At 41.7% G+C, this 22,122-nt stretch carries 20 protein-coding genes; 3 read left to right on the top strand and 17 right to left on the bottom strand.

The window, feature by feature from the left end; all coding sequences use genetic code 11:
- Window positions 1–331 precede the first annotated feature (331 nt).
- Complete coding sequence (gene suhB / locus EXT43_RS13930) at window positions 332–1,135, top strand: inositol-1-monophosphatase (RefSeq protein ID WP_054552496.1); 804 nt, start codon at window positions 332–334, stop codon at window positions 1,133–1,135.
- Between the two features lie 48 nt (window positions 1,136–1,183).
- Here the strand turns inward: suhB and EXT43_RS13925 are convergent, their stop codons facing one another.
- The 8 genes from EXT43_RS13925 to queA all read right to left on the bottom strand — a co-directional run bounded on the left by EXT43_RS13925 (window position 1,184) and on the right by queA (window position 10,344).
- Window positions 1,184–1,999, bottom strand: coding sequence for a transporter substrate-binding domain-containing protein (locus EXT43_RS13925; protein ID WP_130167230.1), 816 nt, complete (start codon window positions 1,997–1,999; stop codon window positions 1,184–1,186).
- A gap of 83 nt (window positions 2,000–2,082) precedes the next feature.
- Window positions 2,083–3,873 carry a GGDEF domain-containing protein gene (locus EXT43_RS13920; RefSeq protein ID WP_130167229.1) on the bottom strand — a complete coding sequence of 597 codons (1,791 nt, stop codon included), beginning with the start codon at window positions 3,871–3,873 and terminating at the stop codon, window positions 2,083–2,085.
- Between the two features lie 87 nt (window positions 3,874–3,960).
- Window positions 3,961–4,512 (bottom strand): hypothetical protein, encoded by a 552-nt coding sequence (locus tag EXT43_RS13915; protein WP_130167228.1) that lies wholly within the window; start codon window positions 4,510–4,512, stop codon window positions 3,961–3,963.
- 56 nt (window positions 4,513–4,568) lie between these two features.
- Window positions 4,569–5,516, bottom strand: a complete 948-nt coding sequence (gene secF / locus EXT43_RS13910; RefSeq protein ID WP_063528501.1) for a protein translocase subunit SecF — start codon at window positions 5,514–5,516, stop codon at window positions 4,569–4,571.
- Window positions 5,517–5,524: 8 nt separating this feature from the next.
- Window positions 5,525–7,384: a protein translocase subunit SecD gene (gene secD / locus EXT43_RS13905; protein WP_130167227.1), complete on the bottom strand. Its 1,860-nt coding sequence runs from the start codon at window positions 7,382–7,384 to the stop codon at window positions 5,525–5,527.
- A gap of 22 nt (window positions 7,385–7,406) precedes the next feature.
- Entirely contained in the window at window positions 7,407–7,745 is a 339-nt protein-coding gene (gene yajC / locus EXT43_RS13900) for a preprotein translocase subunit YajC (protein WP_036973302.1), read from the bottom strand.
- Window positions 7,746–7,774: 29 nt separating this feature from the next.
- Entirely contained in the window at window positions 7,775–8,902 is a 1,128-nt protein-coding gene (tgt, locus tag EXT43_RS13895) for a tRNA guanosine(34) transglycosylase Tgt (RefSeq protein ID WP_058583935.1), read from the bottom strand.
- Between the two features lie 410 nt (window positions 8,903–9,312).
- A complete protein-coding gene (gene queA, locus EXT43_RS13890) occupies window positions 9,313–10,344 on the bottom strand; it encodes a tRNA preQ1(34) S-adenosylmethionine ribosyltransferase-isomerase QueA (protein ID WP_054563537.1) in 1,032 nt (343 codons plus the stop codon).
- A 214-nt stretch (window positions 10,345–10,558) separates the two neighbouring features.
- Here queA and EXT43_RS13885 point away from each other — a divergent pair, with 214 nt between their 5' ends.
- Window positions 10,559–13,069, top strand: coding sequence for an EAL domain-containing protein (locus EXT43_RS13885; protein WP_130167226.1), 2,511 nt, complete (start codon window positions 10,559–10,561; stop codon window positions 13,067–13,069).
- A gap of 233 nt (window positions 13,070–13,302) precedes the next feature.
- Window positions 13,303–13,506, top strand: a complete 204-nt coding sequence (locus EXT43_RS13880; RefSeq protein ID WP_054563535.1) for a hypothetical protein — start codon at window positions 13,303–13,305, stop codon at window positions 13,504–13,506.
- 22 nt (window positions 13,507–13,528) lie between these two features.
- On the opposite strand, the gene EXT43_RS13875 is transcribed toward EXT43_RS13880, so the two are convergent.
- The 9 genes from EXT43_RS13875 to pstA all read right to left on the bottom strand — a co-directional run bounded on the left by EXT43_RS13875 (window position 13,529) and on the right by pstA (window position 22,112).
- Window positions 13,529–14,437 (bottom strand): hypothetical protein, encoded by a 909-nt coding sequence (locus EXT43_RS13875; RefSeq protein ID WP_063528176.1) that lies wholly within the window; start codon window positions 14,435–14,437, stop codon window positions 13,529–13,531.
- Between the two features lies 1 nt (window position 14,438).
- Window positions 14,439–15,038: a hypothetical protein gene (locus EXT43_RS13870; RefSeq protein WP_062566612.1), complete on the bottom strand. Its 600-nt coding sequence runs from the start codon at window positions 15,036–15,038 to the stop codon at window positions 14,439–14,441.
- The gene (locus EXT43_RS13865; protein ID WP_063528174.1) at window positions 15,031–15,573 is read right to left on the bottom strand and encodes an RNA polymerase sigma factor; all 543 of its coding nucleotides are present in this window, start codon (window positions 15,571–15,573) and stop codon (window positions 15,031–15,033) included. The genes EXT43_RS13870 and EXT43_RS13865 overlap by 8 nt, the downstream gene beginning before the upstream one ends.
- Before the next feature lie 140 nt (window positions 15,574–15,713).
- Window positions 15,714–16,643 (bottom strand): hydrogen peroxide-inducible genes activator, encoded by a 930-nt coding sequence (locus EXT43_RS13860; protein WP_063528173.1) that lies wholly within the window; start codon window positions 16,641–16,643, stop codon window positions 15,714–15,716.
- Between the two features lie 76 nt (window positions 16,644–16,719).
- Window positions 16,720–17,988 carry an inorganic phosphate transporter gene (locus tag EXT43_RS13855; protein WP_058583939.1) on the bottom strand — a complete coding sequence of 423 codons (1,269 nt, stop codon included), beginning with the start codon at window positions 17,986–17,988 and terminating at the stop codon, window positions 16,720–16,722.
- 43 nt (window positions 17,989–18,031) lie between these two features.
- The gene (locus EXT43_RS13850; protein ID WP_054552477.1) at window positions 18,032–18,709 is read right to left on the bottom strand and encodes a TIGR00153 family protein; all 678 of its coding nucleotides are present in this window, start codon (window positions 18,707–18,709) and stop codon (window positions 18,032–18,034) included.
- A gap of 150 nt (window positions 18,710–18,859) precedes the next feature.
- Window positions 18,860–19,561 (bottom strand): phosphate signaling complex protein PhoU, encoded by a 702-nt coding sequence (gene phoU, locus EXT43_RS13845; RefSeq protein ID WP_054563528.1) that lies wholly within the window; start codon window positions 19,559–19,561, stop codon window positions 18,860–18,862.
- Window positions 19,562–19,608: 47 nt separating this feature from the next.
- On the bottom strand, window positions 19,609–20,436 hold the full coding sequence (pstB, locus tag EXT43_RS13840) for a phosphate ABC transporter ATP-binding protein PstB (protein ID WP_062566615.1): 828 nt from the start codon (window positions 20,434–20,436) through the stop codon (window positions 19,609–19,611).
- A gap of 26 nt (window positions 20,437–20,462) precedes the next feature.
- Complete coding sequence (pstA, locus tag EXT43_RS13835) at window positions 20,463–22,112, bottom strand: phosphate ABC transporter permease PstA (RefSeq protein WP_130167225.1); 1,650 nt, start codon at window positions 22,110–22,112, stop codon at window positions 20,463–20,465.
- Window positions 22,113–22,122 lie beyond the last annotated feature (10 nt).

Here is a 22,122-nt window from a genome sequence, read left to right as displayed (position 1 = left end):
GGGAATATCTACGCTGTGACTTTACTTTCATGATTACTGACTCCAAAAAGGTGTCTACTTTTATGGAGTCAGATCAACTTTATGCAATACCTCCTTATAAACAATTATCATTATATATTTGTTGGAGCCATCAAGATACCAAATCCACTCGGGCCACTGATATCTAACTTCTGACGACTAACCACTTCTTCTGAAATTAAATCAACAACAAAATCAGAACTGTACAAAAATCAAACTAATTTATTCGAGTTTATTGTTTACTTTACGCTAGAAATCGCTAGAATACGCCGGCTTAAATATATTCGTTCTTTTACAACCCAAAGGTAATGCTATGCATCCAATGTTAAACATTGCGGTTCGCGCTGCGCGTAACGCAGGCAAAATTTTACTTCGCGCAAGTGAAGATTTATCAAAAGTTGATGTACAACAAAAAGGCACTAACGACTTAGTGACTAACATCGACAAAGAAGCTGAAGCCGCAATTCGTGATACCATTTTAAAATCTTACCCAGATCACACTATCGTAGGTGAAGAGCTAGGTGAGCATAAAGGTAAAGATGCAGATTACCAATGGATTGTAGACCCTCTTGATGGCACAACTAACTTCATCAAGGGTATCCCTCATTTCGCAGTATCTATTGCACTTAAAGTTAAAGGTCGTTTAGACCAAGCTGTTATCTATGATCCAATCCGTGGTGAATTATTCACAGCATCACGTGGTCAAGGCGCACAGCTTAACAGCAAGCGTTTACGCGTAACTAAAACTAACGAGTTAGCAGGTTCTGTACTTGCAACTGGTTTCCCATTCAAACAAAAGCACCACTTAGACGCATACTCTGAAGCGTTTAAAGCACTTTTCGTGCACACTGCTGATATCCGCCGTGCAGGTTCTGCTGCATTAGATATGGCTTATGTTGCAGCCGGTCGTGTTGATGGTTTCTTTGAAATTGGCCTTAAGCCATGGGACACAGCAGCAGGCGAGCTTTTAGTTAAAGAAGCAGGCGGTATGGTTGTTGATTTCGCAGGTGGTATTAACTACAACCAAAGCGGCAACATCATTTGTGGTGCACCTAAGTTAACTCAAGCAATCATTCGTGAAATTCGCCCAGTGTTAACTGAGTCACTACTTCGCTAATAGCGGTTGTAATGTAAAAACGCAAAAAAGGAGCTAAGGCTCCTTTTTTTATGGCTGAAAATAATCGTTGTCGAGTTTTATCTCTATGACTTCACCTTCTTTAAATGGCAACTTTGCCAAATCTTCAGCAAAGTAACTGGCAAATAATTGCTCAAACTCGCCCGTGCTTTTCATCACCTTGAGTCCTTTTAAGAGAGCTTCTGCCAATTCAGGCTTGTGGTTACTAACAAAAAAGTAAAATGCTGTTGGATAACTAATATAAAGGTCAGGCACTATAACCAGCTCGTCACTTTTGATTTGTTCCATTTCAGAAATAACCTCAATGAACGAGCGCGGAAAATAATCAACTCGCCCTCTGATCACTAAGCTAAACATTGCCTGGTAATTTGCCAGCGGCCTGACAGTTAAGCCGTTTTGCGCAAGGATTTTAGTATCGGGCCAATCATGGCCTTGAATGGCACTAAACTGCGCTAAATCTTGTTTCGTTTTTACATCTTTAAAACGCGGTAAAAGCGCTCGCTTAGTGAGTAATGCGCGTTTACCAATGTAGCCTTTAAACAAAGGTACTTTAACTGCTATTGCAAGGTGTTCTCGCTCGGGGCTTGTCATACTCCAAAACACATCGGCTTGCTTTTCATCAAGCATTAGCAAAGTGCGCTGTTGATGAGGGTGAACCAGAACTTCGTTGATTTCTGCTTGATAATTACTGGCGCGTAAAGCCGCTGCCAGCAATTCATGAAGATAATAATCGCGTTTATACAGTGGGCGTTGTTCAATCGCTAAATTGACCACATTGTTAGCTTCTGTGGTAAGGCTGTATCCTAGGCTTAGCAATACTAGGATTGCACTACATAGTCGCTTCATTGTTATTTTTGTTTATGTGTTTTTTTTAAGCTACACCCAGTTAAACAGGGACACAAGTAAAATTAAGCGAACTTAAAATTTCTTCATGAACTAATAGGGAATGCTTCATCTTTTTGGCTGCTTAAACGCACCACTGCGGGGGCTGGTCGGCTACGTTTACATACAAACAAATGACTACTCTGATAACGCTTGGCCTCTTTTTTCGCATCAGTTGCCAGCGCTGCAACTTGGTGGCTGTTAATACATAACTCTAAATCAGGCTTAACTAAACCGATTGATAATGTAAGTAGTGGCACAAACTGCTTTTTACCTTCTCGATTACTTGCCCAATAACCCCCTTGCTCAATATGCTCAGGCGTAAAAAATGCGCGAGATTGATGCTCAAATTTATTAATGATGTCATGGCACACTTGCTCTGCATCATTTTTATCAAACACGACCATAAAATCATCCCCGCCAATGTGCCCGACAAACCCTTTGCTAGTACTACAGGCCTCTACGATGACTTCAGCAAGTAATTTTATAACGCTGTCACCACTGGCATAACCGTACAGGTCATTGAATTGTTTAAAGTGGTTTAAATCAACGTATGCGAGTGAGAACGGATAATTATTACGAAGCCTCAGCTCAATTGCTTCGTTAATTGCGACATTACCCGGCAGCATAGTAAGCGGGTTGGCATGTTGTGCATGGCGGATTTTTTCTTCGGTAATGTGTTTTAAGATATTACGCAAAGGCGCCAAACCTAAGTATTCACCACTTCGGGTGATAACAATGTGGCGTCGAATATCAAACTCAAACTCAGTAATTTGCTGACTCACCGTATCGAGTAACTCGTTTTCGTCAACGATTAACGGCTGTTTATCCATTAAAGAAGTAACTGGTTGCTTATCATAAAGTGCATGGCCATAGGGAGCAGCAAACACTTCAGTGAGTTGATCTCGGTGTAATAAACCAACAGGAATATTGTGTTCAAGTACTGCCAAGCTCGTTAAGCTTTTATCTTGCTCAAAGATACTGTGGGCATCTTTACAGCGGGTTGTTGCTTCTATGCTGGCGTGCTCGACTGCCAACCAGCCAATCGCCATAGATTGCTCAAATGCATTGCTATTATCTGATGACTCTAAGTGTTTTAAGCAGTGGATATTAATTTCGTAACTTGGCTGTAAGCTCGGCCTTTCGAGTAAAAAGCCTTGTGCATGTTGCACACCTAAGCTCTCGAGTAAACGAAGCTCTTCTGCCCGTTCTATGCCTTCTGCGATAACTTGCGTATTGGTGGCTTTTGCAAGCTCTATAATTGACTTTAAAAACTCTTTTTTAACCACACTCTGATCGCAGTGGTCGATAAAGTAGCGGTCTATTTTTACAAACTCAGGACATAACTCAGACCACTGCTTTAAGCCCGAATAGCCAGCCCCTAAGTCATCAATGGCAATCGAAAAGCCTAACTCACGATAATGGGCAATGGTCTTTAACAATAAAAAGCCATCATCGACTTTTTCTTGTTCTGTAACTTCAATTACTACCCGATTAGTTGCTAGGCCAAAGTGCTCAACTAGGTGTAATGTTTCACCTTTAGGATGGCAAGGGTCAAGTAAGGTTTTAGGGCTTACATTTAAAAATAGCTTGCCTTGTAAATTGAGTTTAACAAAGTTCTCAATTGCTCTACTGCGGCAAAGTAGCTCTAATTCAGAGATCTTATGGCAAGCAATAGCTTCACTGAATAATGCACTCGGCATTTCTAACTCAGACCCTTTCGGGCCGCGGCTTAATGCCTCATAACCCAAAATATGTTGATTAGAAATATCAAAGATAGGTTGAAACAAGGTCTCAATTGCACTGTTATCTAAGATCTGCTGTAGTTGTGCGTTCACCTTACACCTAGCGTTAGTAATACAAATAGGTCGGTAAATTATCAACCTTGTATGACAATTTTATGGCAAGGCTATGACGAGTGCAGATTACTCAATAGTGGTGATCAGCTCAAGTTGCTTAATGCGGGCAAAACTATCTGTCATTTTTAATTTAGCTTTTTGGTAATCACTCTGTGCTAAATCAGCTTGTTGCGCAAATTTATAAACTGCGAGCGGATTAAGTAATAACTTTTGTGCGTGATAACAGCTTGGTGCAGCAAACTCAGGTAGTTCAGGCTCTACATTAATTGTTATTACATTCTTCAACGCCTCTATATCATCACTTTGTTGTTGCTGAAACTCTGTAGCGTCTGCCATCGCTTGCAAGCTTGCCTCACACTCTGGCAACTGTGCTTTTAGATTTAAGAACAAACCTGTTGATGAAGTAATTAGCTTAAGTGTCAGCTCTTGTAATTGCTGAGCAGTTGATTGGTTTTGTAGTGCTTCTACAACTTGCCAAGCCAACCCTTTATAGCTGTCGAACTGCTGCTGAAGTGTTACCTCAGGTATTTGCTGCACATCAGTCTGTTCTGGCTCAGGCTTATCGTCACAAGCACTAAGCATTAAAAGTATAAACACGCTAAACATCAGGTGTTTCATAATGTCTCCCATAAAAAAACCGCCCTAATTAGGGCGGTTTCTTTTTGTATCACTTATTAAGGCATAGGATCGAGATCCGCACCTTCTTTTTCAATTACTTCTGGAATTAAGTCTTCTTTACTTACACCCATTGCAATTGCTACAGCTGAAGCAACATAAACAGATGAATAAGTACCGATGAACACACCAAACAGTAATGCCGTTGCGAAACCGTGGATCGTTTGACCACCCCAGCCAAATAACGCAATCAATACTAGAATAGTGGTGATTGATGTTACTAGGGTACGGTTTAACGTTTGCGTTAATGAGATATCGATAATTTCAATCGTGTCATCAATACGCACTTTACGGAAGTTTTCACGGATACGGTCAGATACAACGATAGTATCGTTCAGTGAGTAACCTATTACCGCCAAAATAGCCGCAAGAATCGTTAAGTCAAACTCTAGGCCAAGTACTGAGAATAAGCCTAATGTGATGATAACGTCGTGTAATAGTGCCGATACAGCACCTACCGCAAAACGCCATTCAAAACGAAACGCAACGTAAATTAAGATACAGATAAGTGCAGTTAACATGGCAAGGCCACCCTGCTCTTTTAGATCTTCACCAACACTTGGGCCAACAAATTCGATACGACGCATTTCTACTGTCGACTCAACTTTTTGTAATGCCGTAATGATTTGGTTACCAATTACTTCTGCTTTTACGCCAGGACCTTGCGGAGCAAGACGCACTAAAATTTCTTTACTTGAGCCAAACAGTTGCACCGAAAAATCTTCAAAGCCACTTTCAGTGATTGCATCACGTACTTCTTTAAGATCAGGTGCTTGTGTAAAGCCTACCTCAACAGCGGTACCGCCAGTGAAGTCGAGACCAAAATTCAAGCCTTTAGTAAAAAACGACACGAAAGAAGCCAAAATCAACAAAGTTGATAATGTCATGGCAAACTTTCTTAACTTCATAAACGGGAGTGTTTTACCACCGAGTTTTAAAATTTGCATGCTGACTCCTAAATCGACAACTTATCAATACGTTTACCGCCAATGAATAAGTTGATTACCGCTCGGGTACCAACAATAGCTGTAAACATAGAGGTGATAATACCAATCGCTAGTGTTACTGCGAAACCAGCAATAGGACCAGTACCCACTGCAAATAGGATCACTGCTGCGATAAGCGTTGTGATGTTAGCATCTAAAATTGTGCTAAACGCGCTGTCGTAACCAAAGTGAACGGCTTGTTGTGGACTACGGCCATCAGCAAGTTCTTCACGAATGCGCTCGAAGATAAGTACGTTGGCATCAACGGCCATACCGACGGTTAATACGATACCAGCAATACCCGGTAGCGTTAACGCTGCACCAGGAATAAGCGACATCACACCGACGATTAATACTAAGTTTGCGCCCAGTGCCAAATTTGCCACCATGCCGAAACCTTTGTAATAGAAAAGCATAAATACAAGAACAAACACAAAACCAAGCACAACCGCTGTCATACCTGCTTCAATGTTTTCTTGACCTAAGCTTGGACCTACTGTGCGCTCTTCAACGATTTGAATTGGCGCCACAAGTGCACCGGCACGAAGTAATAGGCTTAGGTTATGTGCTTCAGCTGGGTTATCGATACCAGTAATACGGAATGAACGGTCAAGACGTGCTTGAATCGTCGCTACGTTAATCACTTCTTCAACTTTAATTGGTGGAAGTGCTTTTCCGTTTTCATCTGTTTTACCTGATGGCTTGTATTCAATGAATACCGTTGCCATGCGTTTACCGATAGCACGCTTAGTGAACGCATTCATTTTTGCGCCACCTTTGCTGTCTAGCGTAATGCTAACTTGTGGACGTTGATACTCATCCATACCTGATTGCGCGCCAGTGATGTGGCTACCTTCAAGAATGATGCGCTGCTTAAGTACCACAGGGTAACCTTCACGCGCCATGATCATTTCTGTACCTGGCGGTAAACGGCCTTGCAGGGCTGCACTAGCATCTGCATTTTCGTCAACTTCGCGGAATTCTAGTGTTGCTGTTGCACCCAGAATCTCTTTAGCACGCGCTGTATCTTGTACGCCCGGAAGCTGCACGATGATACGCTCAGCACCTTGACGCTGTACGTTAGGCTCTGCAACACCGATTTGGTTAATACGGTTACGGATAATCGTTTCGTTTTGTTTGATAGCGTAGTCACGAATCTCTTTAAGCTTTTGCTCGCTCATGCTGGCAAAAAAAGCATTGTCGCTGCTGCTATCATCAACGTAAACGTTTAATGGGTAACGAGTTGATAAGAAACGCTCTGCTGCATCTTTATCTTCTTCGTTACGCATTTCAACACGTAATCGCTCACTGTTCGCTACACGGCGAATAGTACGATAACGCAATTTTTCTTCACGTAAGTCACTTTTGAAATCTTGTTCCATTTGCTCAAGCTGAGTATCAACCGCCGTCGCCATGTCGATTTCCATAGTAAAGTGAACACCACCGCTTAAATCTAGGCCTAGTTTCATTGGGTTACCACCCAATGACTTTAACCACTCTGGTTGAGCAGGCGCCATATTGATTGCAGAGATATAATCTTCACTAAGGGAATCACGCAGTAGATCTTGCGCTTTTAGTTGGTCTTCAACATTCTTAAAACGAACGAGGATTTGTCCGTCTTCAAGTTTGCTTGATTTAACAGTAACGTTATGTTCTTTGAGAGTCGCATTTACTTTATCGAGTACGCTGAGGTCAGCATCAGTACCTTTAGTGCCCGATACTTGTATGGCCGGATCTCGGCCATACAAATTTGGAGAGGCATATAAAATACCAACGACTAACACTACAAGAACAAGTAAATACTTCCATAATGGAAACTTGTTTAACACGTGTGAGTCCTTATTTTTATTGTTATAGCGACTTCATAGTGCCTTTTGGCAATACTGCAGAAACAGCTGATTTTTGTACTGTTACTTCTGCTTGGTCGTTTAATGAAATCACGATGAAGTCTTTGTCATCAGCGATTTTAGCAATCTTACCTACTAAACCACCTTGCGTTAGTACTTCGTCGCCTTTCGCCATTGCGCTCATTAGGGCTTTATGCTCTTTTACACGCTTAGCTTGTGGACGGTAGATTAAGAAATAAAATACCAGACCGAAAATACCCAACATGATTAGCATTTCCATGCCACCACCTGCTGGTGCTGCACCTGCCGCACTTGCGTGGGCGTTTGAGATGAATAAACTCATTTCACTTCCTCTTTAATTTTTCTAAAAATTTAATCTGATGTATCTGCAAGCTCTGGCACTTCTTGACCACGGCGTGCATAAAAATCTGCAACAAATTCGTCTAGTTTGCCATTACTGATGGCATTACGTAAGCCTTCCATCACGCGTTGATAATAACGTAAGTTGTGAATCGTGTTTAGACGTGCGCCTAAGATTTCATTACATTTATCAAGATGATGCAAGTATGCACGTGAATAGTTTTTACACGTATGACAATCACACTCAGGATCCAGTGGACCGGTGTCTGTTTTATGTACTGCATTACGGATTTTAACAATGCCGCCAGTTACAAATAAATGACCGTTACGGGCATTACGCGTAGGCATTACACAGTCAAACATATCGATACCACGGCGAACGGCTTCAACTAAGTCTTCTGGTTTACCAACACCCATTAAGTAACGAGGCTTGTCTTCTGGCATTTTGTAAGCACAGTGATCAAGAATATTGATCATCTCGTTTTTCGGCTCACCAACCGATAAACCACCTAATGCATAACCATCAAAGCCAATTTCTTCTAGGCCTTTTTGTGATTGTGCACGAAGCTCAGGGTACATACCACCTTGGATAATACCAAACAGCGCAGCTGGGTTATCACCATGACCTTCTTTTGAGCGTTTAGCCCAACGAAGTGATAACTCCATAGAATCTTTAGCTTCTTTTTCTGTCGCAGGGTATGGCGTACATTCGTCAAAGATCATCACGATGTCAGAACCTAAATCACGCTGAACTTGCATCGCTTTTTCTGGCGAAAGCATGATTTTTTCACCGTTAACTGGTGAACTGAACATCACGCCTTCTTCAGTGATTTTACGCATTGCGCCTAAGCTGAATACTTGGAAACCGCCTGAATCAGTTAGAATTGGACGATCCCAATTCATGAAGTCGTGTAAATCACCGTGCTGCTTAATGATTTCTGTACCAGGACGTAACATTAAGTGGAAAGTGTTACCTAGGCAGATTTGTGCACCAGTATCTTTCACTTCGTCAGGCGTCATACCTTTAACAGTACCGTAAGTACCTACAGGCATAAATGCTGGTGTTTCTACAACACCACGTTCAAAAATCAAGCGGCCGCGGCGCGCTTTACCGTCAGTGCGGTCTAATTCAAATTTCATATTATCCTCAGTGTCGGAAAAACAGTCCAACAAGCTATAATTTAACCGCTCGATTCTACCCTGTTTGCGGGTTTATTACTATAAATTGGGCTAAATTCGAAAATAAAAAGCCCAGTTAAAAAACTGGGCTCTATATACCCAAACCACCTCAAGATGCGAGTTTCAGTTGGAATTAAAAGCGATTTAGGCAAGGCATTGATTGCAAGTAATAGTGGTTCTATTATTAAAATCAATAACGCAGTATAAATCGCTTTTAAACCAACCCTTTGGGCGCTTCACAGGCACTCACTCTCATCGTTGTTACTTCTTAAAAGGGACTGCCATTCTTGCAAAGTAACGCCTTGATATTAAGCACCTGTGAAACGCTGAATTCTGCACTTTGAGGAGGCTTGGGTATAAACTATTTGTTGTTATTTGCGCGTTAAGAACATCGCATCACCATAACTAAAGAAGCGATACTGCTGCTCAATAGCCGTGTGGTAAGCACCCATTATGTTCTCTTGACCTGCAAAGGCACTGACTAACATGATTAACGTTGATTCAGGTAAGTGGAAATTTGTCACCATGGCATCAACCACATTGAACTGATAACCCGGGTAAATAAAGATATCGGTATCGCCAAAGTAAGTATCTAGTTTGCCGCCATGCACTTTAGCAGCTGACTCTAATGAGCGAACTGATGTAGTACCTACAGCAATGACACGACCACCTTTTGCTTTCGTTTCGGCTACCGCTTTAACCACTTCATCTGGTACTTCGATGTACTCTGAATGCATAACATGCTCATCAACTGAGTCAACGCGCACAGGCTGGAAGGTACCTGCACCTACGTGCAAGGTCACAAAGGCCATGTTAATGCCCTTGTCTTTTAAGGCTGCCATTAATTTATCATCAAAATGCAGGCCTGCCGTTGGCGCTGCAACTGCACCTGGTTTTTCACCGTATACAGTTTGATAGCGCTCACGATCTGACTCGTTATCAGGACGGTCAATATAAGGTGGTAATGGCATGTGACCGATGTCGTTTAGGATATCTAATACATTTTCGTCTTTGGCAAATTCAAGCTCAAAAAGTTCGCCATGACGCGCAACCATGATTGCTTCGGCTTTACCTTCAAGAATGATTTTTGAGCCTGGTTTTGGCGATTTACTAGCTCGCACATGCGCAAGAACACGGTGTTCGTCGAGTACACGTTCTACTAACACTTCAAGCTTACCGCCTGACTCTTTTTGCCCGAACATGCGAGCAGGGATCACTTTGGTGTTATTGAAAATTAATAGGTCATTTTCATTAACGAGCGATAAAATATCACTAAATACTTTATGCTCAACTTGGCCTGATGGGCCATCAAGCGTCAGTAAACGACTGCTAGTTCGATCTGCTTTAGGAAAACGAGCAATTAATTCATCAGGAAGGTCAAAGCTAAAATCAGCTACGCGCATAGAGCATATCTCTCATTAATAAAAACGCGCCAAGTTTACTCTGATACGCCCACCACCTCAAGCAAAGCCCTGCGTCAACTTGGTACTAGCTTAAAGGATTACAAACTTAAGTACTTATTAACCGCTTTTGGGTAAAGTTTGCTTGTAGATTAGGCAAAATGTCATTATTCTAGCTTATTCACTAAACATGGGTTAAGTAAGAGGTAGTAGCGCCATGGCAAAGCAGTTAAAGCTGCTAATTTTGAACGCGAGCGTTGCTGAGCGTGAAACAATTAAGACCACATTAAACAAGCTTAATGTCTTCACGTTTATCGAAGCCAGTGACTCTCAAGATGCGCTTAAAATTCTTAAAAGCCACCCGGTGGATATTATCATTACAGGCCTTGAGGTCGGTAAGATTGATGGTTGGCGCTTTTCGCGCATGATCCGTTCAGGGTTATTAAAAACACCAAAAAACACACCAATTTTACTTACTCCACCAATCTATTGTGAACGCATAGCCGAAACCACAGCGCGCAGCTATGGCATTGATGCAGTATTGCCATTTGAGCGCCAAGATATGCTGCCGCAAGTGCTTGCCAACGTATTATCAACTCACCTTGAAAAAAGTAGTCGTCTTAATTTATTACTACTTGAAACCGATAACCGTAAAGCAAAAGATATCAGCGAACAGTTAAAACTTAGCTTCGCGATAACCCATACCACTTCAACAAAAGCGACACTTGCGACCTATCTGCAGCAAAAATTTGCCATTGTATTGATTGACGCCACCGAATCTCATTCTGATACCGCAGCTGGGTTAATTAGCGAAATATTACAACACAACCCAAAGCAAGCGATTGTAACTATCATTGATAACAATGATGCAGATTATGCTGAGCAGTTGTTACTCTCTGGCGTTACTGATTTTATTCGCGCCCCTTACGATCACTCGTTATTGAGTAAAGTGTGTGACCACGCTGCCCGTCGTGAAGATTTCATGGTGAGCTATGCAGAGTTTGCGCAAAAAGTAGAGCAACTAAGCCAAAGTCAAAGCCGCTATAAAGAGCTGTTTTCTGCCCACCAACGTATTTTATTACATCTAAATACTGTGGTACTTGAGTTTAACCAAGAGGGTAATATTCGCTTTATTAACCCTGCCTGGGAGCACCTAACAGGCTATGGCATTAAGTCTAGTTTAGCAAAGTCATTAACTGACTTTTGTTTACCTGAGTGTAAAACAAAGCTACAAGATACCATTCAGCGTATTCTGCATGGTGGTGAGCAACAGCAACAGGTAGAGATCCAGCTAAAACATAAAAATGGCAATGCCATTTGGGTTGAGTGTCGCTTACAGCTGATTAAAAACAGCCAAAACTCAGCGACTATTACCGCCACCATAGATAACATTCATGAGCGTAAGCAGGCAGAGTTACAACTTCGTCATTTAGCCTTGCACGATACGCTCACAGAGCTCCATAACCGTTACTACTTTGACCAACAATTACAACGTATTTGTAAAGCACAATACACCAGTAACGATACAGAGCACGCGCTGATTTATATCGATTTAGATCACTTTAAAATCATCAATGACAGTAAAGGTCACCAACAAGGTGACATCGTTTTAAAAGAAGTTGCCCAGTTATTCACTGCGAATATTAGTGATGAGCACTTAGTGTGCCGCATCGGTGGTGATGAATTTGCCGTGATCTTAAAAAATACTAACTTACTCGATGCACACTTGGTGGCAGAAAGTATTTGTATGGCGATTGAAAAGCACCGCTTTCATTCAGAAGGTCAAGAGTACTCAATTAGCTGTTCAATTGGTTTAACACAAATCACCGAGCAAAATAACGACCCAAGTGAGTGTTTAAAACAAGCTGATATCGCCCTTTATGTAGCAAAAAGCTTAGGCCGTAACTTAGTACACTGTTATTCAAAAGAAGATAGTCATCACAATAGTTTACAAGCCGGTCTTGAATGGGGTCATAGTATTCGCCAAGCATTACAACATGATGCTATCGAACTGCACTATCAACCGATTTGGGACTTTAAACGCGGCCACGTCGCCTACTTTGAAGCGCTATTACGCTTAAAGCTTGATAATGAACTCATCTACCCTAATCAGTTTATTCCTGCTTTAGAGCTTCTAAACGATACTTTCTTGATGGACCAATGTGTTATTCGTAATGCTATTAAGAGCGTTGCCGAGTACCCAGAGCTTAACCAAGTCGCAATTAACTTATCAGCACAGTCGTTTTTAGATGAACGTTTACTGCCGCACATTGAATCGAGCTTAAAAGAATACAATGTTGAACCAACACGCATTATTTTTGAGATCACCGAGTCTGCGAGTATTAACAACCTAGTTGCAACCCGTGCCATGATCGAGCGTTTGAACGGCTTAGGCTGTCACTTCTCTATTGATGACTTTGGTACTGGCTTTAGTACCTTCAATTACCTTAAACAGTTACCGGCTCAACACGTAAAAATTGATGGTTCATTTGTTCGCGACATGTTGAACGACCCAATCGATTTAGCGCTTGTAAAAGCGATTAATGATATTAGCCGTTCGCTTGATAAGCGCTCTGTTGCTGAATATGTTGAAAACAAAGAAATATTCTTAGCACTAAAAGAAATTGGTATCGACTATGGTCAAGGCTACTTTATTGCCCGCCCAGTACCGGTTGAAAAAATTAGCGACGAGCTGAAAAAAATATCTGAAAATAATCTTTTTAACTAACAAATATCTAGCCTTAAAAAGCCTAAATTTAATACATTTTTAAACATTTTTTCTTAGTTTTTAAACTTCCATACTGACAATACTCATCTATACTTAAATCCACAGCAAGATAAAATGTCGTGTTTTTATAGTGATTATCTATAATAAACATGACATTGCTTATTACATTAAACATACTGAGTATGACTTAACATCGTTAAGTCCATCTATTGGCGGTATAAAGGAGAAAAGTGATGACACAACTAATCGTTTTGTTGCTGATTGTGAATCTAGGGATAGCGTATCAATGTTACCGTAATGCGACCTTTAAGGGGTATCCGGTAAAAACATTTACAGGGCTAGGTTTAGTACCTTACTTTAACTTAGTCGTGTGGGTTTACTTGTTGTTTTTACCCGATTTAAAACCATTTTCAATGAATGAAAAGCAGCCACTTTAGGCTGCTTTTTAGTTGGGAGAATTTAAAAACTATAAGTTGATGCTTTTTCGAGTAATTGCGCGGCTTTTATATCGCCAACCACACACTTTTTAATGTCTGACTTTTTAAATACTTTTACTTGCTCAGTTTTACCTTCGCTAACACCACGGATGATAAAGCTCACATGTTCATCGTTAGGCAGGTTTCTTAAACCGCTACCATAATCACATAAAGTCAGTGATAAGCTCTTATCTACTTGCTTAGCTAAAGAAGCCAGCTGTTGCTTTTGCTCTTTTACACGAGCTTGTTTTTTCTCGGCTAACTCTTTGCGCATTTGTTGCTGCTTTTGTGATAACTTTTGCTGCTGCTTTTCAAGCTCTTTAATCGATGCTTGCAATGCTTGTTTACGCTTCTCGAGCTCTTGCTCTTTGGCATCTTTATCGTGGCGACGGTCAAATTCAAGGTCACGCTTTTCACGTTCAAGATCACGGATTTCACGGCTCACATCGCGCTCTTGCTCAGCAACTTCACGTACTCGCTCTGCGCTTTCGCGCATCACTTCCATGGCTTGCTGATAGGCTTCTTGCGTTTTCACGACTACTGCATCGCTGATCACTTGCACATGTTCGCCTAACACTTCGATTTCAGTTAGTTCTTCAAAGTCGATATCTGGCATAGGTGGCAGCGGCGCATCGGGTACAGAGGCAAACACTGTAGACCAGCGCGAACTGCCTCGTACATCAAAGCTAAACACCACACCTTGATGCTGCAAATAACTCGAAGACACATTTCTTACCTTGTTATCGGTATCTTGTTTTAACGCCGCTGAGAGGATTTTTTCCATGATCCCGACTTCACGCTGAATTTTATCTAATTCATCACTTGCTTGTGCCGGTAAGCTTACTGCTGTGCAAAGCAATAAGGCTGCCGTAGTTGATTTGTATTTTGACATCTTAATACTCCAAATTGTTGGCAACGGTTGGCAATGGTCCGCCATCCACTTGCTCTGCTAAATCATTTAACTGCATACGTAAGTACGCTTGGTCTTGGGCGCGCTGCGTCTTTATATATGCAAGTACGCTGGCAATATCTTCTTGGCGCTCGACTCGCCCAGTTTTTATTGCTTCTTTGGCCAGTTGGTACATCTGTTGTTGCTGCACTTCGTTTTGCGCAGTAATGATGTTTTGCAACTGATCAATTTGCTTTTGTTGTGACTCTAGTAAATTGGTTTGCTTGGCCACTTGCTCAAGTAACTGCTGATTTCCTTGCTGTGGATTACTAACAAAAACCCATGCGCAAAATACTATTGAAGCAGCCACTGCCCACATTCCAGCACCAAAAAACAGACTTTGTTTTTGCACTTTCGGCATCGTAGACTCTCGATCCCAATTTGGTACGGGCACTGTTTCATAATGTTGACTTTGCTGTTGCCACTGCATTGCATTGTTCATCATTGATGCATACTCAGCATTGGCTTGTAACAACGCAATTTGCTCATCAGTGAGGCTTTCGCCCTCTAACCATGCGGTAAATAATGAATCTAAATTAGCCATCTACGGCCTCCAAATGCACTTTTAACTTACCAAGCGCACTGTATAGTCTTGATTTAGCTGTATTGGTCGAAATACCTAATTGCTCAGCGATTTCTTCAAATGTACAGTGCTGAAAAAACTTTAACTCCACCACCAAGCGTTGCTCCCAGGGTAAATTGTTCATCATTGCTTTGAGTTCATGATGCTGCTCAGATTGCAGTTGATTGGTTTCTAACTCACTATGCTCGCAGCTTTCTTCTGGTATACCATCTAAACCTTGATGCAGCTTACGGCGGCGGTAATATTCAACACTACGCCGGTGCACAATTTGATAGAGCCAAGTATTAAAACTCGATTCACCACGAAAACTCGGCAAGCTTTTATAAACAGAAATAAACACTTCTTGCATTAAATCCATTGCATCATCAGGGTGACTTAACATCCTTAGGCAATAGTTATATACCTGTGTTTCGTGCTGCTTGACTAATTTCAACCAGGCCCGTTTATTGCCCTGTTGCGCTTTAGCAATTAGTGTCTCAAGTGATTGAAAAAACACGCTAGCCTCGTCATCTGATCTGCCTTTAATGGTTTTGTTATTATGTTAGTCGAGGGAAGGAAAAAAATAGTTTGCTTAAATAATAAAAAACCCCAAATATTTTTATTTGGGGTTTTATTTAGAGGTTTTATTTAGAGGTTTTATTCGTTGTCACACTGACCGTCTAAGCTACACTGCTTATTAAGAAACAGCTCTAGTTGCTGACTAAACAGCCTAAAGTCTCTGATCCGGCCTGTGGTTTTACGCCACACAATGCCAATATCTCGGTATGCATCGCCTTGTGATGGCGTAGCAACCATATCTTTTTTATCTAAAATACCGGCATTGATAGCCATTTGCGGTAAGAAGGTAACACCAAGCTGGTGTTCAACCATACTTAATAAGGTATGTAAGCTTGCCGCTTCAAAAGGGTTAATACAGCTTGAGCGATTCAAATGGCAGGCACTTAACGCGTGGCCTGTCATACAGTGCTCACGCTCTAGTAAGAACACACTCGCATCTGGTAATAGGTTAAAGTCTTCCACGCCATCTGCTGGTGTATAATCTTTATGGTGCACTAGGCTGAACTGATCTTTAGCGAGTACTTGGGTATGAAACTTTTCAGTGTCATACGGTAAAGCAAGTAATGCCATATCAATTTGGCCATGCTCAAGTTTATCGAGTAGCTTGTCACTGGTGTCTTCAACCAAGACTAGCTCTAACTCGGTAAAGGTCTGTTTGCAGAAATGATATAAAGGCGCAGCAATAAAGCTGGCAATCGTCGGGATCACACCAAGCGTTAGTGTGCCACTTAAAGGCGTTAAAAAGCTTTTTGTCAGCTCTTTAAGGCTAAGGGTGTCGTCAATAATCTTACGTGCTTTTTCGACAACCTCTTCACCAATTGCGGTAAACATTAAGCTGCGGTTTTCACGCTCTATAAGCTGGCAACCTAAGGTTTCTTCTAAGTTTTGAATTGCACTACTTAAGGTTGATTGACCGATAAAACAGGCGCTTGCTGCGCGGCCAAAGTGTTGATGTTGGTGGACTGCTAATAAATACTGTAGTTGTTTAATACTTGGTAAGTTATTCATTCTCTACCTGCAAATAAAAAGACCCCAATACCTAAGGCATTGAGATCTTTTCAAGCTAAAAGTCTTTTAGTACTTTTTATACCCCGAAGGCAGTTCTCAGTACATAGAAAATAACAATAGCAAGGGCTGCGCCAACTGGCAATGTAATTACCCAAGAAACTACAATGTTTCTTACAACACCCATGTTAAGTGCTGCAATACCGCGTGCCATACCTACACCTAAAACCGCACCTACAAGTGTTTGCGTAGTAGAAATAGGTAAACCAGTACCTGATGCGATAACAACTGTAGAAGCAGCAGCAAGCTCAGCAGCAAAACCACGGCTTGGTGTTAAGTGCGTGATACCTTCACCGATTGTTTTAATTACTTTCTTACCTAAAATAGCAAGACCAGCAACAATACCTAAACCACCTAGTGGTAAAATCCACCATGCGATAGCCGCTTTCTTAGCGATTTCACCGTTGTGCTCAACAATGTTTACAACAGCAGCTAGTGGACCGATTGCGTTAGCAACGTCGTTTGAACCGTGTGCGAAAGCCATACAACATGCCGTTAGTACCATTAGTACTGCGAACACTTTCTCAACGTTGTTGAATTGCATTGCTTTGTCAGCTTTAGGGTCAATTTTAAGGCGAGCAATCGCAATCTTACCGATGATTGCAACTACAACAGCAATCGCGATAGAAAGGGCATAGCCTTCAACAGCACCTAAGTTGATACCAATGTGCTTTAAGCCTTTCTTGATTGTTACAAGCGACATGATGAAGCCCGCTAGACCCATATAGATAGGTACGAAACGCTTAGCATTTTTAAGTGGTGTCTCAGTGTCAAAAATAAGTTTTTGCGCACTCATGAAAATCAAATAAGCAATAAAACCAGAGATAGCAGGGGTAACAATCCAGCTACCTACGATACCCATTACCTTGTTCCATTGGATTGCTTCGCTACCTACTGCAACTAATGCGAAACCAATGATGGCACCGATGATTGAGTGAGTGGTAGATACTGGCCAGCCTAAGAAAGAGGCAATTAATAACCAGCTACCTGCAGCGAATAACGCGGCAATCATACCGAGTATCATTAACTCAGGTATGTCCATAAACGGCGTGGCATCGATAATCCCTTTACGGATTGTAGATGTAACCTCACCACCGGCAAGGTATGCGCCAGCGAATTCAAACACCATCGCGATGATGATTGCTTGTTTAATTGTAAGTGCTTTTGAGCCTACTGATGTACCCATCGCATTGGCAACGTCATTTGCACCAATACCATAAGCCATGAAGAAACCGACTGCGGCGGCAGTTAAAACCAATAACGTGCCGTAATTTGCAATGATATCCATTGTGTGAACCTTTAATTTTTTTCGTGTTTGAACTGATTTTTAATTAACGAGCTAACATCAGCTCAAGACGAGAACCTACGCGCTCTGCAATATCTGCAAGCTCGCCTACCCACTCAATGATCTTGTATAAGAACATAACGTCAACAGGGTTAAGTTCATTTTCGATGGCGCGCAATTGACGGCGAATTTTGATCTGCATGTCATCCGTGTCTTGTTCAATAGCGTCCAATTCAACGAGCATTTTTTCAACTAAAGTCACTTCGCGACCTTTGAAGCCCGTTTCAAGCAGCTCATCTAGCTCATTGATTGCTTTTGACGCTTGTTTAGTCGCATCAACACAACGAGTTACATAAGCAAGGAAATCTGTTTGGATTTCGGTAGGTATGATCATCTCACGACCAACTACACGACCTGCGATATCTTTTGCTTTGTTAGCAATTTTGTCTTGTTGAGTAACAAGCTCTAGCAAATCGGTACGCTCAACTGGCATGAATAAGCCACGAGGTAGTTGAAGGCGGATGTTACGTTTCATTTCATCAGCTTCACGCTCTAAATTTCGAATGTTTAGACGGATTTCTTCCGCTTCTTGCCATTCTTCTTTAAACACGTGATTAAAGAAAGGGATCAATGCTTTACTTGCTTGATGTACTTTCTTAATGTGATCTTCCATAGGCTTAATAGGTGATTTAGCAAAAACCCCTAAAAATGCATTTGTAGGCATAACTGACCCTTTATAAATTAGTATGCTTTGGCAGCTGCGAATTTTACAGCATTGTGTTCGATTGTGAACGCTTTTTCTGCCTTACATCACCAATAATAGACAAAGCGGCCAAAGGCCGCTCGTTTTAATAATGAAAAGTTGCGGTTAAATTTACAGCGACTTTTCGATATCTTCTTGAGATGTATGACGAATATCTTTGCCGTTAACAAAATAGATGATGTATTCAGCAATATTCTGGCAACGGTCGCCAATACGCTCTAATGAACGAACTGACCACACTAAATCCATAATTTTCGGGATTGAGCGTGGATCTTCCATCATATATGTCATGATTTGACGGGTAATTGCTTCGTATTCGCGATCAACTTTGGCGTCTTCTTTATGTACTTCAAACGCACATTGCACATCCATACGTGCAAATGCATCAAGTACATCATGAAGCATTTTCGATACTTGGCGACCCATGTTTTCAATGTTCACCAGTAGGTCTTGCTGATCTTTTGTGAATGAGTCCAGCGCAACTTTAGCAATACGCTCAGCTTCATCACCAATACGCTCTAAATCGGCAATTGTTTTTGCAATAGCAATTACAAGACGTAAGTCACTCGCTGCCGGCTGACGGCGAGCGATAATGCGTGTACATTCTTCGTCGATGTTCACTTCCATTGCATTTACTTTGTAGTCGTTTTCACGAACTTTTTGTGCAAGATCGGCATCACCATTACTAACAGCATCCAGTGCACTGTTTAGTTGTTGCTCAACTAAACCACCCATGTTTAATACATGGTTACGCACATTTTCAAGCTCTTCATTAAAGCGGCCCGAAATGTGTTTATTGATATTATGTTCCATTGTCTACCTCTATAAATTTCGTTTACGGTACCAAGTGACTTTATTAACTAACCGTAGCGGCCTGTAATGTAGTCTTCTGTTTTCTTCTTGCTTGGTGTTGTAAATAACGTATTGGTATCTGAATACTCAATCAACTCACCCATGTACATAAACGCAGTTTGGTCTGATACACGAGCAGCCTGTTGCATGTTGTGAGTAACAATTACCACGGTAAACTTATTCTTTAAGTCGTTAATTAGCTCTTCGATAACTAAAGTAGAAATTGGATCTAGTGCCGATGTAGGCTCATCCAGAAGTAGTACTTCAGGCTCGATAGCAATTGAGCGAGCAATAACAAGACGCTGTTGCTGACCACCCGATAGGCCAAATGCACTATCGTGTAAACGGTCTTTAACTTCATCCCATAATGCCGCGCCACGTAAAGATTGTTCAACCACTTCGTCTAGTTTACGCTTTTCTTTAATACCTTGTAAGCGTAGGCCATAAACGACATTTTCGTAGATTGATTTTGGAAATGGATTAGGACGTTGGAATACCATCCCGACATTTCTTCGTAGTGCAGCAACATCTACATTCTTATCATAGATATTGTGACCATGTAGTAAGATCTCACCATCGATACGACAGCTATCAACAAGGTCGTTCATACGGTTGATACAACGTAAAAGTGTTGATTTACCACAACCCGATGGACCGATAAATGCTGTTACCTGACCTTTTGGGATGTTCATATTTACGCCGCTAAGCGCTTGTTTATCACCGTAGTATAGATCTAAGTCTTTAATCTCTAACGCTGTTTGTTCTGCAGTTAGGTTATCTAAATCTAGCTTTGCCGCGCTTTTCGCTTGGTTTACTTGTGGTGCAACTGTAATCATCTCTGTCTACCTATAAAAATTCTGTATTAATGCTCAAGAGCTCTAAACTTTTCGCGTAAGTGGTTACGAATACCAATCGCGGTGATATTCAGGGCGATAATTACTGATACCAGTAAGAATGCCGTGGCATATACCAGCGGACGTGCCGCTTCTACGTTAGGGCTTTGGAAACCAACATCGTAAATGTGGAAACCTAAGTGCATAAATTTTCTATCTAAATGTATGTATGGGAAGTTACCGTCAAGTGGCAGTGTTGGCGCCATCTTAACAACACCAACAAGCATTAGTGGTGCTACTTCACCGGCTGCACGTGCAACCGCTAAGATTAAACCTGTCATAATCGCTGGGCTTGCCATCGGAATGATGATACGCCATAGCGTTTCTGCTTTTGTTGCGCCAAGTGCTAATGAACCATGACGAACCGTACTTGGAATACGTGATAAACCTTCTTCAGTCGAAACAATAACAACAGGCAGCGTTAAAATTGCTAGCGTTAATGCAGACCAAATCACACCAGGCGTACCAAATACTGGGCTTGGCGATGACTCTGGGTAGAACAATTGGTCAATGCTGCCACCTAGCATGTATACAAAGAAACCTAGACCAAATACACCGTATACAATCGATGGTACACCCGCAAGGTTGATTACCGCGATACGGATCATCTTAGTCACGGCATTTTTTGCCGCGTATTCATGTAAGTAAATCGCTGCAACCACACCAAACGGCGTCACAATCACTGCCATTAGTAATACCATGAACACGGTACCGAAAATCGCTGGGAATACACCGCCTTCAGTGTTTGCTTCACGTGGGTCATCTGCTACAAACTTACCAAGCTGTACAAAGTAGTGACCAAGCTTAGCAAAGAAGCCCATGTCATTAGGGAACCACACATCAAGAACTTGATACAGAGGTAAAGTAACCACTTCACCACGCATGTCTCTTACAGTTACTTGGTCACGCTTTGCTTGTTTACGAAGCGCAAATAACTGCTTTTCTAACACTGTGTACTCTGCACGTAGCTCAGCACGCGCTTGTGCAAGCTCAGCAACACGCTCATCGGTTAGTTCGTTATCAAGCTGGTATGCCTTTTCTCTTAAGCGTAAACGCTCAAGTTCATAGTTAATATGACCAATATCACCATTTTGTAAGTCTAACGCTTGGTCATTCAGGTCAACAGCACGGTCTACAAGATCATAAAGCACGTCGATTTTGTTATCAGTGATAACTTCACCGTCTTTAATAACCTGTTCTACATAACCGTAGAAGTTACCGTTTTTACTACGCTCGAATACAGCAAGCTCAGCTGGCGCAGTACGCGATGTGATGTCTGTCTCTAGTACCCAACGGAAATCTAGAGCTACGTACTCACGGTTACCTGTTTTAATCAATAAACGCTCTAGTTGCTCTTTATCGTAATGAGATAAATCAACGCCCGTCGCCTCAATACGTGATTTTGCAACTAGTTCACGGTCATAAATTTCACCGATAACAGTTTGTTTTTCAACTGAGCCTTGCAGCTCAAATTGCACTACTTCTGATGGCCAGAAAAAGCTTAAACCTTTCCAAGCAATCATGGCTAGTAAGCCAAGAACCGAGATTAAACTGATGCTTACCGCACCGCCGGTCATCCAAATCCAAGGAGAACCAGACTTAAACCACTGCTTTACCATGTCGTGTCTC

The sequence above is a fragment of the Pseudoalteromonas sp. CO109Y genome (assembly GCF_004208935.1).
Lineage (GTDB): Bacteria > Pseudomonadota > Gammaproteobacteria > Enterobacterales > Alteromonadaceae > Pseudoalteromonas > Pseudoalteromonas shioyasakiensis.
This window is presented reverse-complemented; position numbering and strand designations above follow the sequence as displayed.

Excerpts from the sequence above, each read along its gene's own strand:
- suhB (WP_054552496.1), top strand. The coding sequence starts at position 332 with ATGCATCCAATGTTAAACATTGCGGTTCGCGCTGCGCGTAACGCAGGC.
- EXT43_RS13925 (WP_130167230.1), bottom strand. The coding sequence starts at position 1,999 with ATGAAGCGACTATGTAGTGCAATCCTAGTATTGCTAAGCCTAGGATAC.
- EXT43_RS13915 (WP_130167228.1), bottom strand. The coding sequence starts at position 4,512 with ATGAAACACCTGATGTTTAGCGTGTTTATACTTTTAATGCTTAGTGCT.
- secF (WP_063528501.1), bottom strand. The coding sequence starts at position 5,516 with ATGCAAATTTTAAAACTCGGTGGTAAAACACTCCCGTTTATGAAGTTA.
- yajC (WP_036973302.1), bottom strand. The coding sequence starts at position 7,745 with ATGAGTTTATTCATCTCAAACGCCCACGCAAGTGCGGCAGGTGCAGCA.
- tgt (WP_058583935.1), bottom strand. The coding sequence starts at position 8,902 with ATGAAATTTGAATTAGACCGCACTGACGGTAAAGCGCGCCGCGGCCGC.
- queA (WP_054563537.1), bottom strand. The coding sequence starts at position 10,344 with ATGCGCGTAGCTGATTTTAGCTTTGACCTTCCTGATGAATTAATTGCT.
- EXT43_RS13885 (WP_130167226.1), top strand. The coding sequence starts at position 10,559 with ATGGCAAAGCAGTTAAAGCTGCTAATTTTGAACGCGAGCGTTGCTGAG.
- EXT43_RS13880 (WP_054563535.1), top strand. The coding sequence starts at position 13,303 with ATGACACAACTAATCGTTTTGTTGCTGATTGTGAATCTAGGGATAGCG.
- EXT43_RS13875 (WP_063528176.1), bottom strand. The coding sequence starts at position 14,437 with ATGTCAAAATACAAATCAACTACGGCAGCCTTATTGCTTTGCACAGCA.
- EXT43_RS13870 (WP_062566612.1), bottom strand. The coding sequence starts at position 15,038 with ATGGCTAATTTAGATTCATTATTTACCGCATGGTTAGAGGGCGAAAGC.
- EXT43_RS13860 (WP_063528173.1), bottom strand. The coding sequence starts at position 16,643 with ATGAATAACTTACCAAGTATTAAACAACTACAGTATTTATTAGCAGTC.
- EXT43_RS13855 (WP_058583939.1), bottom strand. The coding sequence starts at position 17,988 with ATGGATATCATTGCAAATTACGGCACGTTATTGGTTTTAACTGCCGCC.
- EXT43_RS13850 (WP_054552477.1), bottom strand. The coding sequence starts at position 18,709 with ATGCCTACAAATGCATTTTTAGGGGTTTTTGCTAAATCACCTATTAAG.
- phoU (WP_054563528.1), bottom strand. The coding sequence starts at position 19,561 with ATGGAACATAATATCAATAAACACATTTCGGGCCGCTTTAATGAAGAG.
- pstB (WP_062566615.1), bottom strand. The coding sequence starts at position 20,436 with ATGATTACAGTTGCACCACAAGTAAACCAAGCGAAAAGCGCGGCAAAG.
- pstA (WP_130167225.1), bottom strand. The coding sequence starts at position 22,112 with ATGGTAAAGCAGTGGTTTAAGTCTGGTTCTCCTTGGATTTGGATGACC.